The organism is Fontisphaera persica, assembly GCF_024832785.1.
Lineage (GTDB): Bacteria > Verrucomicrobiota > Verrucomicrobiia > Limisphaerales > Fontisphaeraceae > Fontisphaera > Fontisphaera persica.
Genome location: NZ_CP116615.1, coordinates 135,200 through 148,677, shown reverse-complemented (window position 1 = coordinate 148,677; position 13,478 = coordinate 135,200). Strand labels below are relative to the sequence as shown.

Below are 13,478 nucleotides of genomic sequence, written 5' to 3'. Positions count from 1 at the left end.
CCATGCTCCTGGCACGTCGAACTCCCGGCGAGAACCGGTCTCCCGTGGGCGGCAGCCCCCTTTGTTGCCTCCTCACAGCCGGTGATCCGGCAGGCTCAACGGGCTTTGGCTCAATTGCTTCACCCCGTCACGGATGTACTGCACACCGGAAACCCCCGTCAAAATGGCCGTGACCAGCGAGAGATGCCATACAAACTCATGCCATTGCAACAATACCAACACCACCAGCAAAAACTGCAATGCCGTGGCCACCTTGCCCGTCATGCGCGGCACAATTTTCACCCGCCCGCACGTGTAATACACCACCGCCATCCCCACCAATAAAATCGCATCTTTGCTCAACACCACGGCCGTCACCCACGTGGGAATCCACACCGGCATGCGGTCCTGCCAGTCCGCCTTGATCAAGCTCAACAAACAAATCCCCGACAACAACAACATCTTGTCCGCCAGTGGATCCAACACCGTCCCTAAATGGCTTTTCTGATTGTACCGCCGCGCAATGTATCCATCCACCCCGTCCAAAATCGCCGCCACCGCAAAGAAAACCAGCGCCAGCACCCTATCCCGCGGATTGCCGCTCTCATAGTAGTACAGCAACTGCACCACAAAAGCCGGCACCAACAGGATGCGAAAAATGGTGACTTTATTTGCCGTTGTCATCGCATCAACACCAGCAGCAGTTTGATGCTGCGGCCTGCCTTGCGTCAATGCTTAGTTGGCTGTTTCTCCCGCCGCCCCGGCAGTACTCCGGCGCCTTGCCCAGGCCACCTGCGGCCAGAGCGATGCCTTTTACTCCATGCCCAATTGCTGCAGCACCACAGGGGGAGGATTCAGCGAACCCACCGTGGCTTTCTCCGGCGCGCCTGCCCCAATCCACCATTCCAACACCGCCACCTCGCCCGCCTTGGGTTGCGGTTTGCCTTGTGGCGGCATGTGGTCCTCATCCTCCAGCGGCAACAACACCCGCTTGAGCAGCTCGCTGTCCCGCGGCTGGCCCGGGCGCACCACCTCCAGCGTCTCGGCATAAGCATCCAGTCGCAATCCCCCTTTGGCTTTCTCCGCCTGGTGACACTCCACACAGTATTGCTTGAGCAGCGGCGCAATCACCGCCTCATACACCGGCTGCCCAGCCAAATCCCTCACCTGCGGCTTGGGCGGGGTTGGCTTGTGCCCTGCCAGTTGGCGCACCCACCCCGGCGCAGCCTCCCACAAATAATGCTCGCCATGCGTCAATGTCCCCCCTAAGTGTCCCGCCACAATCACCAGCAAATTGGCGATCCCCAGGGCTGCCACTGTCGCCCCATACCTCAATCGGCACTCCACCTGCCGCGCCCATCCCTGCGCCAGCCCCCATGCCATCAATGCCGCCGCCGCACAGGCCACCCCTGCGTAAAAATGCCGTTGTACCGTCTGCCCCTCGTACCCCCCGCTGTGCGCCAGCAGCCAGCCAAGCACGGCGGCCAGCCACGCGCTCAACGCGCCGGCCCCGGTAAGCCATAGCACCACGGCCGGAGGCGTCAGTGGCAGACAACAAGTCATGGGCCGCCAATGGCTTAAACCCAACAACAACGCCACCACCAGCAAAGCAATCGGAAAATGCAGCAGCAAAACATGGAGGCGCCCTAAAAAACGCCCCACCTCAGGAAGCGCCTCTGGCGCAGGTTGATAAAACAGAATAACCCCCAGGCTGGCCAATAGAACCAACACCACAACTGGCCCAACCCGGGCTCCACAACACGGTGCCGCAGGGCAGGAATTCCCTTTACCGGTTTTGGTATCAGAGGTCATAGCGCTCATAGTAGCGTCACTTTACGAAAGCGTCCATTAAGCCATGTGCTCTACCCTACCGACTCTCACCACCCCACCAGACCAGATTCATATCCAATTGAATACCATTGGCTTATGAATTAAAAGGGTGCAGGGAGCGAGATTACCTTGACCCATTGGATGCTTAGGTGTTGCGGTCTAAAAACTCCATTTCTACTCTCATTCAATCCAAAACGACCTTTTTTCATAAATAACTGCTTAATTGACGCTTTTAAGTAAAATATACTTGACTTATTTGATTAATTTTAGATAATTTAACCATGATTACCTCTCCGCAGGAAGTCATGTCCGTTTTGCGCCACTATAACCCTTGGTGGTTCAGACAGCGCATCCCTGACCTGCCCGAGTGGCGCAGGGCTGCCTTTCGGGAATTGGATTTCTGGCTACGTACGCCTCCCGTCCATCGAGCCATTCTCTTAAGTGGTGCCCGGCAGGTGGGTAAAACCACCCTGTTGCTGCAAGCGGTTGAGGCACTGATAGCCAGTGGCGTGCCGCCACAAAATATTCTTTATGCCACCTATGATCATCCCCTGCTGAGACTTGGCGGGCTGGATGACATCGTCAAACTTTGGCGCGAATATGAACCGCCGGCAGAAGGTATGGAGTATCTCCTCCTTGATGAAATTCAATTTGCCCGTGACTGGCAGACTTGGCTGAAGCACCAAGTGGATTTCGAAAAACGGCGGCGCATCGTCGTCACCGGCTCAGCCGCGCCGCTGGTGATGGATGGCCAGGAATCGGGCGTGGGCCGGTGGCATACCATCAAACTGGCCACACTATCCTTTTTTGAGTACCTGCAAATCAAAAAACTACCAGTGCCCGAATTGCCGGAAATCGCCTCGCTGCTGAAACTCTTTGAATGGACGCCTGCCCAATTCGCCCGGGTAAGCGAACTGGCCCGGCCCCTGACCGCCCATTTCCATGAGTACCTGCTGCGGGGTGGTTTTCCACAATGCGCCCTGGTGTCCAGTGTGGACCTGGCCCAGAAGCTTTTGCGGGAAGACATTGTGGATAAAGTGCTAAAACGAGACATGACGGCTCTCTTCGGCGTGCGGCGGGTGCTGGAACTGGAGCAAACCTTTCTCTATCTATGCCTGCACGATGGCGGACTGCTCGACGTGGCAAGCCTCTGTCAAAACCTCGAAGTCAAGAAACCCACCGTGCAAAATTTCCTTGGCCTGTTGGAATCAGCCCATTTAATTCACCGCCTGCCGCCCCACGGCTATGGCAAAGAGATTCTCCGAGCACGGCACAAGATTTATCTGGCCGACGCAGCCATTGCTCCCAGCGTGCTGCTCAAGGGAAAAGCCATGCTGCAGGATGCAGCCGCCGTCAGCCGGGCAGTCGAAACGGCGTTTTTCAAACACGTGTTCACCCGTTACTACGAGTTCAGCGTGGGCTTTTCCTACTGGCGCGGACGCAAAAACGAAGAGGTGGACATTGTGGCTGAGGTGCAGGGACGGCAAGTGCCCTTCGAGGTCAAATACAGCCATCAACATACGGGCGCAGGTGATCTCAAGGGGCTGGTGGCTTTCTGCACCCAGAAAAACATTCCGCGGGGCTATGTGGTCACGCGCGATTTGGATGACTTCAGTGTGTTGCCGCTGGACGACACCCCCGCCAAAACCCGCATTCTCAAAATCCCTGCCCCGTTGGCATGTTACTGGCTCGGTCAGTCCGAGTTGCTCCCGGCCCACAGCAAAGTGGAGGAGTAATGATCCCCAAGCCCGGGAAAGTCTTGCTTTCCCAAAGGATTTACAAGAAGTCCCCTCACCTTGCCAACGGGGGAAAACGACCATGACTGCCTTTTCCCGCACTTGTGAGGAGCAGGCGATGATGTTAGGTTGACTGGTAAATGTTGCCTACGCAGCAAGGTTCGTTCAGGCTGTTTCGACTGGCGGGCATTCAGGTGTACCTCCATTGGACATGGTTCCTGGTGGCGGCTTACATGATTAGCTCACGCCTGGGCGAATATGCTTCCCCCCTCTGGAACGTGCTGGAATACGTTTCGCTGTTTGCCATCGTGCTCATGCACGAATTCGGCCACGCGCTGGCCTGCCGGCAAACCGGAGGGTATGCCGAGCAAATTGTCCTCTGGCCCCTTGGCGGCGTGGCATTTGTGCAGCCGCCCCAACGGCCGGGGGCCACCCTCTGGAGCATCGCAGCCGGCCCTTTGGTCAATGTGGTTTTGCTGCCGCTCCTGGGTGGGATGCTGCTGCTGGCCAGCGCCGCCGGGTTTCATTCCGAAACCACCGATTTGGGACGTTATCTCACCGTGCTGTTTGTCATCAACGGCATCATGCTCGCCTTCAACCTGCTGCCGGTTTATCCGCTGGACGGCGGGCAAATTGTCTGGGCTTTGCTCTGGTTTCTCCTGGGCCGCGCGCGGGCGCTGCTGGTGGCCAGCACCATCGGCATTGTCGGTGTTTTCGGCCTTTTTCTGCTGGCCCTCTATATGCGGTCGGCCTGGTTTTTCATCATGAGCGTGTTCATTCTGCTGAACTGCTGGCGCGCTCTGCTTCAAGCCCGCCAGATGGCCAAAGTGGAAGCCGCCCCCCGCCACGTGGATTACATTTGCCCTGACTGCGGTACCGTGCCCCCCGCCGGACCTTACTGGCTGTGCGCCCGCTGCGGGCGTCCCTTTGACACCTTTGCCACTGACGGCACTTGTCCCCACTGCATGACCAATTACGAAACGGCCACCTGCCCGCACTGCCGCCATCTGCTGCCGCTTTCGCTGTGGCGGCAACCCCCGCCCATCATCCCGCCGCGCATGAGCTGACCCTTCAGCCTCCACGTGGTGCACGTTGGACACCATCCACCCGACGGCAGGCTTGTAGCATTCGGCTGTTGATTACTCGCAAGGTCAGCCCACCCCAAATTATTTCTTTTGCAAAATACTGCCTTGAGGCAGACTGCTGACGTGCAAACCTCCCGGCGTCATTTCATTCAGGTCTTGGCCGCGAGCGCCACCGGCGCCTTGATGCTGCGTGGCTGGGCAGCGCCACCAACGCATAATCCCCTGGCCCATCTCAACCTGAGTTGGACGGCCAAACTCCCGTGGGACCGTCTTCTCGACATTACCAGCATCCCCGGCCAGGGTGAGTTTTGGGACGCCCGCCTCGAGGCCGCCCAGGCACGCCTGGCCCAGCAGGGCGGCGGCGTGATTTTCTTCCCCCCCGGCGAATATCGCTTCCAGGCCGACATCCGCCTTCGCCACGGCATCATCCTGCGCGGCGCGCCGCCGGAAGGCGCCACCCGCGCCCATGACGAAAAATTTGCGCCGCCGGCGCGGCTGGAATTTCCGCGTTACCAACCCCTTTTTTCCGGCAACGGCACGCCCATCTCCACCGCTTTCAAGGGCATCGTCCTGGAAGACCCTGCCACCGCAGCCAACTGCGGCGTGGTCCATCTCAGCCTCAACCGCGGCTATGTCAACCTCGCCGAGGCCGAAGGCCACCGTTGCGGCTCCAACCGCTTTGTCTTCGGCTGCCTCATTCGCAACGCGGCCGGCGTCGAGCCGGGCATCCCCGCCCCCGACGGCTCGCAACCAGGCTGGCTGCGCTACACAGCCAAGTTTCGCTCCGCCATCCGCGTCCATGCCGCCGAAAATGCGCTGGTGGCCAACAACCGGATTCCCAAAAGCGGGGACGACAATTTCCTGATGCAGGAGTACCCCCTGCTGGACCGCAAAAAACAGGTGATGCTCTTTGCAGTGCTCTTTGATTACGACAACCGCCCCGGCATCTACGTCAATCACCACTGCATCGGCGGCGCAGGCGGCAGCGGCGACGACGGCACTCCGGAAACCCATCCCTGGGGCTTCCGCAAAGGGACGGTAATTTGCGATAATTACGTCTATAACACCGGTCGCTGCGCCATCGGCTTCAGTGGCGACGGCGTGGTCTGCGCCCGCAATATCATCCGCTTTGCCAAAGACGAATTCCGCCCCACGGTCACCGGCATCCATGCCAGCTACGGCTCGTCCACCAACGACAACCGCGCCCTGGAAATGCGCGGCTGGCGCTGGGTGGTGGAGTCGAATGATTACGAAGTGTACCGCAACTGGTGCTCGGATAAAAAATACTTCATCAACGATGGCGAAGGTCTGATGCACGAGGACCATTGCAACTCCATCATCCGCGACAGCCGCCTGGTCAACAACCGCGGCAACAGTTACCTCTCCCTCTTTCACGTGGGCGCCGTCGAGGGGCTGCATATCGAGGGCAACGACATCTCCACCCCCGGCAACATCCAAGACATTTACGTCACCGCTCCCCGCCACAAACAAGCCGGCGAGTTTCCAGTGCGGCGAGTCGTCATTGTCAACAACATCACCCGCTCCAATGGCATTCGCCTTGCCGGCGCGCCAGCCGCAGGCAATGTCATCAAGGGCAACCGCCATCTCGGCCCCAAACCCGGCATCATCCTCAATCAAGCCAGCGCGGTGGTGGAGGGAAATGAAAATTACGAGGTAAAAAGTTAAGCGGGCAGCCGTCCCCCCGCCGACCACCAATCCCATTTGTGGGCGGCGGATTGCAGGCTATATTGGCAGCGTAAAGTCTATGCCTGCAAAACGCCTGGCGGCGCTCATCGCCCTCTTGTTGTTAATGGCCGTGGCGGCCTATGCCGGCCTGTTGGATTTTCTCAAAGGCAAAAACAACCAACCCGCCGCCCCGGATTATCCCAAGGACATCCAGCCGCTGTTCGCCAAATACTGTTACGATTGCCACGGCGAAAAAGCCAAGGCCGACCTGGATTTGCGGCTGTTTAAGTCCGATGCCGATGCCGTCCGCGAGCGCAAACTCTTCCAGAACATCCTCAAACAGGTCCAAACCCAGGAAATGCCCCCCGCCGGCAAACCCAAACCCACCGAAGCCGAGCGCGAAAAAATGATTCAGTGGATTGAATCCGTGGTGTTTCAATGCGATTGCAACAATCCCGATCCCGGCCGTGTTACCCTTCGCCGCCTCAACCGGGTGGAATACAACAATACCATCCGCGACCTCCTCGGCGTCCAGGTACGACCCGCCGACGATTTCCCGGCGGACGATATCGGCTACGGTTTCGACAACATCGGCGACGTCCTGTTTCTCTCTCCCACCCTCATGGAAAAGTACCTGGCCGCCGCCGAACGCGCTCTGGAAGCTGCGTGGCCGGCCGCTTCCGCGGCCACCAACGCCCCGCCCACGTGGTTCCAGCGCCGTTATGTCCTGCCCGCCCTGCAAGCACCCGATTCGCTGGCCGGGGCCCGAGAAACGTTGCGGCATTTCGCCCGCCGCGCTTACCGCCGTCCGGTCACCCAAACCGAAGTTGAGCACCTGGTCCTGCTGCTGAAACGCAATCAGGAAGCCGGCGACTCACTCGCTGAAAGTTTGCGCAGCGCGTTCAAGGCCATCCTCGTCTCACCCCATTTTCTCTTCCGGGGAGAACCACCCGCCACCACCCCGGCAAGCCCCAGCCGCGCGGTGCCCCTCAATGAACACGCCCTCGCCGTCCGCCTCTCTTATTTCTTGTGGAGCAGCATGCCGGATGACACCCTGTTTGCCGAAGCCGAGCGCGGCACGCTGCGTAAAAACCTGGAGGCCCAGGTGCGCCGCATGTTGCAAGACCCCAAGGCCGACGCCCTGGTGGCCAATTTTGCCGAGCAATGGCTCGAGCTGCGTCGGCTGGCCCAAATTACCCCGGACCCCGCCACTTTTCCGGAATTTTCGGACGATTTGCGGGCCGCCATGCTGATGGAAACTTCGTCCTTCTTTCGGGCCATTTTGCGCGAAGACCGCAGTGTATTGGAGTTTCTGGATGCAGATTACACCTTTGTCAACGAGACGCTTGCCAAACATTACGGCCTTAAAGGAGTTACCGGGCCGGAATTCCGCAAAGTGTCGCTCAAAGGCACCCCCCGCGGCGGCCTGCTCACCCAGGCCAGCATCCTGACCCTCACCTCCAACCCCACGCGCACTTCGCCGGTTAAACGGGGCAAGTGGGTGTTAGACAACCTGCTGGGCGCCCCACCTCCCCCACCCCCGCCCAATGTGCCTGAACTGCCGGAGCACGGCGAGCTGCATGGCACCTTGCGCCAGCGCCTGGAGCAGCACCGCGCCGACCCTCTCTGTTCTTCCTGCCACGCGCGCATGGACCCCATCGGCTTTGGGCTGGAAAATTTCAACGCCATCGGCGGCTTGCGCACCCGCGACGGCCAGGCCCCCCTCGACACCGCCGGCCAGTTGACCAGCGGGGAGGCGTTCAAAAATTCCGTGGAATTGCGCGCGATTCTGCGCAAGAAGAAAAAGCAGGATTTCCTGCGCTGCCTCAGCGAAAAAATGCTCACCTACGCCCTCGGCCGCGGGCTGGAGTATTATGACCGCTGCGCCGTTGACAAAATCACCGCCAACCTCCCCCGCCGCGGCCACAAATTCTCTGCGCTGGTCTTGGAAATTGTCCATAGTGTGCCCTTCCAAAACCAGCGCGGAGAAGCTGCCGTGGCTCAGCAGGAATGACCGGCTACCCACTCGAGCTACAGCCATGGCCCCAATCAAAGGCTTGCGATAAATGGAACGCCACCCGCTTCAGGTGGGGCGTGAAAAAAATGAGCCTCAACCTGATTTACGCTTGCGGACAGTTCAAGAAAGGCATAATTTAGATGACATAAACCTTATAATAAGCCATGATTATTCAACGCCGCTGGCAGCTTTCGCGTCGCACCTTCCTGCGGGGAGTGGGAGTTTCCCTGGCCCTGCCGCTTCTGGAAGCCATGATTCCTCGTCCCCTCCAGGCCGCTGCCGCTACCCAGGCGGGCAAGTCGGCGGCTCCGTTGCGCATGGCCTTTATTTTTACCCCCAACGGGGCGCACATGCCGGAGTGGACCCCCAAAACCGAAGGCCCAGCGTTTGAATTGCCGCGCATCCTGGAGCCGCTGGCGCCCGTCCGCGAAGACCTGCTGGTACTCACCGGTTTGACCCACGACAAGGCCCGTCCCAACGGCGATGGCCCCGGCGATCATGCCCGTTCTTGCGCCACGTTCCTGACCGCTGCCCAGGCGAAAAAAACCCACGGGGCGGATATCCAGGTGGGGGTCTCGATTGATCAAGTGGCCGCCGCCCGTTGGGGGCAGCAAACCCCTCTGCCATCTTTGGAGCTGGGCTGTGACCACAGCCGCTCCTCAGGCAATTGCGACTCCGGCTACAGTTGCGCCTACTCCTTCAATGTCTCCTGGAAAACACCCTCCCTGCCCATGCCGCCGGAGGTGAATCCGCGGCTGGTGTTCGAGCGCCTTTTCCAGCAACGGCAGGGCGCCACCACTGAAGCTGAAGCCCGCCGCGCCCGGCAAAATCGCAGTGTTCTGGATTTGGTCCTGGAAGATGCCCGGCAACTGCGGGGGCAACTAGGTCTGGCCGACCAGCGCAAACTCGACGAATACCTGGACGGCGTCCGCGAACTCGAACGGCGCATCGAAGCCGCGGAAAAGTTTGCCCGCGCCGTCACGCCCACTACAGAAAAACCCAATGGCATCCCCAAGGATTACACGGCCCACCTGGATTTGATGTACGACCTCATGGCGCTGGCGTTTCAAACGGACACCACCCGCATCATCACTTTTATGGTGGCGCATGACGGCAGCAACCGCAGCTACCGCAACCTCGGGATTTCCGAAGGCCATCACGAGCTTTCCCATCATGGCCGCAACGCGCAAAAGCAGGAAATGATTGCCAGAATCAACCGTTTCCATGTCGAGCGCTTTGCCCGCTTCCTGCAAACGCTCAAATCTACCAAAGAAGGAAACGGCACCCTGCTGGATAATTGCATGATTGTCTATGGCAGCGGCATTTCAGACGGCGACCGCCACAATCATGATGATTTGCCCGTCCTGCTGGCCGGACGCGCAGGCGGCGCCTTCAAGACCGGACGCCATCTCCGCTACCCCCGCAACACGCCCATGGCCAATCTCTTTTTATCCATGATGGCCGCAGGCGGTACCCCCATTCAACGGCATGGCGACAGCACCGGCCCGCTCCAGGGGTTGACGTAAAAAAGTTTTCGCTAAATCCCAACCGCCCGCAAGAACATCAAGGCAACGGCGCCGACATTTGATGGCTTGATTCCGCGCGTGGCTCTCCATTCTCCGTGGACAGGGGGGCCAAAATAACTTCCACCCCCTGGCCGCGAATGGCCTCCACCATCCCGGCTGGCGCGGCGGCATCGGTGACAATGGTGTCAATGGCCTCCAGTCCGCACAGGAACGACATCGAGCGTCGGCCAAACTTGGTATGGTCCAAACAGAAAATGACCCGCTGCGCCGCCCGAATCATGGCATGTTGAATCTCAATCAACAAAGCGTGCGAATTGGTGATGCCCTCCAGCGTCAAACCGCCCGCGCCCATGATGGCCACATCCACGTGCAAATCATTAAACGTTTTGACTGCCAGCGGCCCCACCAGCACCCCCATGCGCGGATAAAGCACTCCCCCACAAAGCAGCACTTCCACCTGATTGGACCCCATAAAAAGCTGCGCCACCGGCAGCGAATTGGTCACAATTTGCGGTGTTTTGCTTTCCAAATGCCGCGCCACGTGAAAAACCGTGGTCCCCGCATCCATAATCAGACTTTGATTGGGGCGGATTAATTCCGCACAGGCGCGCCCAATCGCCTCTTTTTCCGCCAGTTCATGAGTATCACGCTGGGAAAAAACAAACTCATCCGACCGCGGATTAACAATGCGCCCTCCACCGTGCGTGCGGCGGACCGTCCCCTGCGCCTGCAAGGCGGTTAAATCACGCCGGACCGTCGAAATGGAAGCCCCCACGTGCTGGGCCAGTTCGTCCAAAGAGGCAAACTCCACCCGGGCGAGGTACTCCTCGATGCGGCGCTGACGTTCTTCTGGCGGCAAATGAGCCATAGATTTGGTAGGTTTTGATAGATTGTGGTAGAATCAGATTTTTTTTGCAAGATTTTATTTGACATTTCTGCCACTTTTTGGTTTTTTCGCTGCAAATATTCGTTTTATGGCTGTCACGGCACCAGCGGTTCATCGGGCCGAAGTCGAGCATTTAGTTCGACAGGCGGTGTATCAACGCTTGGGTTTGCCCCTGCCACGGGCGGCGCGGGCCCCGAATCCCTTGGTGGTCAACGTCAGCGCGCGCCATTGCCATCTGACCCAGGACGCCGTGGAGGCGTTGTTTGGCAAAGGATACAAACTCCAAGTCTATAAATGGCTGTATCAGGAGGGACAGTTTGCGGCGAAAGAAACCGTGACCCTGATTGGGCCGCGTAGCCGGGTGATTTCCAATCTCCGCATTCTGGGACCTTGCCGAAGTTTGAACCAGGTGGAACTGGCCTACACCGACGGCATTGCGCTGGGCTTTGACCTGCCTTTGCGGCTTTCCGGGGACATCAAGGGAACGCCCGGGGCCATGTTGATGGGGCCGGCGGGATTCTTCGAGATGAAGGAGGGCGTAATCCGGGCCTTGCGGCATGTGCACATGCATCCGGATGACGCGGCCTTTTACGGCGTAAAGCAGGGGGATTGGATGAAGCTGCGCATTGGCGGGCCATGCGCCCTGACGCTGGAAAAGCTGCTCTGCCGGGTGGACCCCAGCTTCAAACTGGAAGTGCACATTGACACCGATGAAGGCAATGCCTGCGATTTGCAGGCCGACACCCCCTGCGAATTAATCAAGTGAATTTGCGGAAGTTGAACCTGAGCATCTTTGAATTAAACCCCAAGCAACCCAAAGGAAACCTATGAGTGAAGCACTCGGCATGATCGAAACCAAGGGCTACGTCGGAGCCGTGGAGGCCAGCGATGCAATGGTCAAGGCGGCCAATGTGACCCTGGTCAAAACCATCCCCATTGGCGGCGGCATGATTACGGTCCTGTGCCGCGGCGATGTGGGCAGTGTGAAAGCCGCCGTGGATGCCGGCGCCAAAGCGGCCGGCAAGGTGGGCGAGCTCATCAGCTCCCACATCCTGGCCCGCCCGCATGAAGACCTGGTGAAAACCTTCATTGGCGAACCGGCCAAGGGCGGCAAATAACGACAACCCAAACCCTCTTTAACCGCATTGAATTATGGCACAACAAGCAATTGGCATGATTGAAACCAAGGGGCTGTGCGCCCTGCTCGAAGCCTGCGATGCCGGCCTGAAGGCCGCCAATGTGCAATTGGTGGGCTGGGAAAAGATTGGCAGCGGGTACGTGACTGGCTTCTTCCGCGGGGACGTGGCCGCCGTCAAAGCGGCCACCGATGCCGGGGCCGCCGCAGCCGCGCAGGTGGGCCAGGTCATCGCTGTTCAGGTCATCCCCCGCCCACACGAAGGGTTGTCCGGCCTGGGCAAGTGGCTGCAATAACGCCATCCGGGCATGGGGCACAGGGTCATGGTGAAACCCATTCCCTTGCCCTGTCCTGCCCCCGGGCGGGCGGCGGTTTCCCTGCAGCCCCGGTAATACCATGAAAATCCTGGTTGCCAATATCGGCTCCACCTCGCTCAAGTGGCGGTTGTTCCACTTCGTCGGCGAGCAGGAGCAGATGCTGCACAAGGGCGGGCTGGAGCGGGTCACGGATTATCCGCAAGCCATCCGCACGTGCCTTGAACAGCTCCAGCAGGCCGGGCACATTCAACACGCCGCTGATTTGGCGGCGGTGGGTTTCAAAACGGTGTTGGCGCGGGGCATCACCGGTTGCGTGCGGCTGGACGAGCGCGTGCTGCAGGCCATGGAAGCCTTCAACAGCATCGCCCCGGCCCATAATCCGCCGTACATTGCCGGCATCCGTTTGTTTGCGCAGGCCATGCCAGGCGTGCCGCTGGTGGGGCTGTTTGAAACGGCCTTTTACCAATGGGCCTCGCCGGCCGCCCAACGTTACGCCGTGCCGGAGTCCTGGTATGACCTGGGCGTCCGGCGCTATGGTTTCCATGGGGCCAGTCACAAGTACATCGCCGAGCGCTCCGCGGAGTTGTTGGGACGCGAGGATGTGGCGCGCCGGGTGCGGCAGCTTTACGTGGACGGCGGCACCACGCCAGTGCGCTCCCCGGCGCTGCGGGTGATTTCCTGCCATCTGGGCGGCAGCTCCTCCATCACCGGCCTGCGCGACGGCATTGCCGTGGGCAACAGCCTGGGAATGAGCCCCCAATCTGGCCTGCCGCACAATAACCGCGTGGGCGACCTGGATGCTTTTGCCCTGCCCCATGTGCTCCGCCAAACCGGAATGACGCTGGAAGAAGCCGAGCGCCAGCTTTGCAAGGAATCGGGGCTTAAAGCCCTCTCTGGCGGCTACAATGACATGCGGGACATCACCGCCCGGGCCCAGCAGGGCGAGGCGCGCGCCCAGTTGGCGCTGGACCACTTCGTGCATGCCATCCGGCATTGGATTGGCGCCTTTCTGGTGGAACTGAACGGCGCCGATGCGCTGGTATTCACCGCCGGGATTGGGGAAAACGACTTCGGCTTGCGGGCGGCGGTGTGCCGGGACCTGGACCACCTGGGAATTGAGCTGGACCCCGCCCTGAATCAGCAAACGCGCGCCCAGGAGGCGGTCATCAGCTCTCCGCATTCCCGGGTCAAGGTGATGGTCATTCCCACCAACGAAGAGCTCGTCGTGGCACGCGAAACCCGGCGATTATTAATCAAGGAGCAGGAGGGCCTAAGCTGAAA

12 protein-coding genes are annotated in these 13,478 nt (G+C 59.7%); 9 read left to right on the top strand and 3 right to left on the bottom strand.

All coding sequences use genetic code 11. The annotated features are described in order from the left end of the window. Positions 1–72 precede the first annotated feature (72 nt). Positions 73–663: a CDP-alcohol phosphatidyltransferase family protein gene (locus tag NXS98_RS00645; RefSeq protein ID WP_283846524.1), complete on the bottom strand. Its 591-nt coding sequence runs from the start codon at positions 661–663 to the stop codon at positions 73–75. A 129-nt stretch (positions 664–792) separates the two neighbouring features. Continuing rightward, positions 793–1,713 (bottom strand): c-type cytochrome domain-containing protein, encoded by a 921-nt coding sequence (locus tag NXS98_RS00640; RefSeq protein WP_283846523.1) that lies wholly within the window; start codon positions 1,711–1,713, stop codon positions 793–795. Between the two features lie 377 nt (positions 1,714–2,090). On the opposite strand from NXS98_RS00640, the gene NXS98_RS00635 reads away from it, so the two are divergent. From NXS98_RS00635 to NXS98_RS00615, 5 genes are all read left to right on the top strand, one after another. Further along, a complete protein-coding gene (locus NXS98_RS00635) occupies positions 2,091–3,545 on the top strand; it encodes an ATP-binding protein (protein ID WP_283846522.1) in 1,455 nt (484 codons plus the stop codon). Between the two features lie 140 nt (positions 3,546–3,685). Beyond that, on the top strand, positions 3,686–4,612 hold the full coding sequence (locus NXS98_RS00630) for a M50 family metallopeptidase (protein ID WP_283846521.1): 927 nt from the start codon (positions 3,686–3,688) through the stop codon (positions 4,610–4,612). A 123-nt stretch (positions 4,613–4,735) separates the two neighbouring features. After that, the gene (locus tag NXS98_RS00625; RefSeq protein WP_283846520.1) at positions 4,736–6,316 is read left to right on the top strand and encodes a hypothetical protein; all 1,581 of its coding nucleotides are present in this window, start codon (positions 4,736–4,738) and stop codon (positions 6,314–6,316) included. A 79-nt stretch (positions 6,317–6,395) separates the two neighbouring features. Then, entirely contained in the window at positions 6,396–8,330 is a 1,935-nt protein-coding gene (locus NXS98_RS00620) for a DUF1592 domain-containing protein (protein WP_283846519.1), read from the top strand. 167 nt (positions 8,331–8,497) lie between these two features. Beyond that, complete coding sequence (locus NXS98_RS00615) at positions 8,498–9,859, top strand: DUF1552 domain-containing protein (protein WP_283846518.1); 1,362 nt, start codon at positions 8,498–8,500, stop codon at positions 9,857–9,859. Positions 9,860–9,896: 37 nt separating this feature from the next. Here NXS98_RS00615 and NXS98_RS00610 read toward each other — a convergent pair whose 3' ends face one another. Further along, positions 9,897–10,727, bottom strand: a complete 831-nt coding sequence (locus NXS98_RS00610; protein WP_283846517.1) for a DeoR/GlpR family DNA-binding transcription regulator — start codon at positions 10,725–10,727, stop codon at positions 9,897–9,899. A gap of 106 nt (positions 10,728–10,833) precedes the next feature. Between NXS98_RS00610 and pduL the strand changes: the two genes are divergently transcribed. The 4 genes from pduL (at position 10,834) to NXS98_RS00590 (ending at position 13,476) form a co-directional block, all read left to right on the top strand. Further along, the gene (gene pduL, locus NXS98_RS00605; RefSeq protein ID WP_283846516.1) at positions 10,834–11,511 is read left to right on the top strand and encodes a phosphate propanoyltransferase; all 678 of its coding nucleotides are present in this window, start codon (positions 10,834–10,836) and stop codon (positions 11,509–11,511) included. A 61-nt stretch (positions 11,512–11,572) separates the two neighbouring features. Continuing rightward, positions 11,573–11,863, top strand: coding sequence for a BMC domain-containing protein (locus tag NXS98_RS00600; RefSeq protein ID WP_283846515.1), 291 nt, complete (start codon positions 11,573–11,575; stop codon positions 11,861–11,863). A gap of 34 nt (positions 11,864–11,897) precedes the next feature. After that, positions 11,898–12,176 (top strand): BMC domain-containing protein, encoded by a 279-nt coding sequence (locus NXS98_RS00595; protein WP_283846514.1) that lies wholly within the window; start codon positions 11,898–11,900, stop codon positions 12,174–12,176. Positions 12,177–12,276: 100 nt separating this feature from the next. After that, positions 12,277–13,476 carry an acetate/propionate family kinase gene (locus NXS98_RS00590; protein ID WP_283846513.1) on the top strand — a complete coding sequence of 400 codons (1,200 nt, stop codon included), beginning with the start codon at positions 12,277–12,279 and terminating at the stop codon, positions 13,474–13,476. Positions 13,477–13,478 lie beyond the last annotated feature (2 nt).

What these genes read in the sequence shown, in the direction of transcription:
- NXS98_RS00610 (WP_283846517.1), bottom strand. Translation starts at nt 10,727, where the DNA reads ATGGCTCATTTGCCGCCAGAAGAACGTCAGCGCCGCATCGAGGAGTAC.
- NXS98_RS00630 (WP_283846521.1), top strand. Translation starts at nt 3,686, where the DNA reads ATGTTGCCTACGCAGCAAGGTTCGTTCAGGCTGTTTCGACTGGCGGGC.
- pduL (WP_283846516.1), top strand. Translation starts at nt 10,834, where the DNA reads ATGGCTGTCACGGCACCAGCGGTTCATCGGGCCGAAGTCGAGCATTTA.
- NXS98_RS00620 (WP_283846519.1), top strand. Translation starts at nt 6,396, where the DNA reads ATGCCTGCAAAACGCCTGGCGGCGCTCATCGCCCTCTTGTTGTTAATG.
- NXS98_RS00615 (WP_283846518.1), top strand. Translation starts at nt 8,498, where the DNA reads ATGATTATTCAACGCCGCTGGCAGCTTTCGCGTCGCACCTTCCTGCGG.
- NXS98_RS00590 (WP_283846513.1), top strand. Translation starts at nt 12,277, where the DNA reads ATGAAAATCCTGGTTGCCAATATCGGCTCCACCTCGCTCAAGTGGCGG.
- NXS98_RS00645 (WP_283846524.1), bottom strand. Translation starts at nt 663, where the DNA reads ATGACAACGGCAAATAAAGTCACCATTTTTCGCATCCTGTTGGTGCCG.
- NXS98_RS00600 (WP_283846515.1), top strand. Translation starts at nt 11,573, where the DNA reads ATGAGTGAAGCACTCGGCATGATCGAAACCAAGGGCTACGTCGGAGCC.
- NXS98_RS00595 (WP_283846514.1), top strand. Translation starts at nt 11,898, where the DNA reads ATGGCACAACAAGCAATTGGCATGATTGAAACCAAGGGGCTGTGCGCC.
- NXS98_RS00635 (WP_283846522.1), top strand. Translation starts at nt 2,091, where the DNA reads ATGATTACCTCTCCGCAGGAAGTCATGTCCGTTTTGCGCCACTATAAC.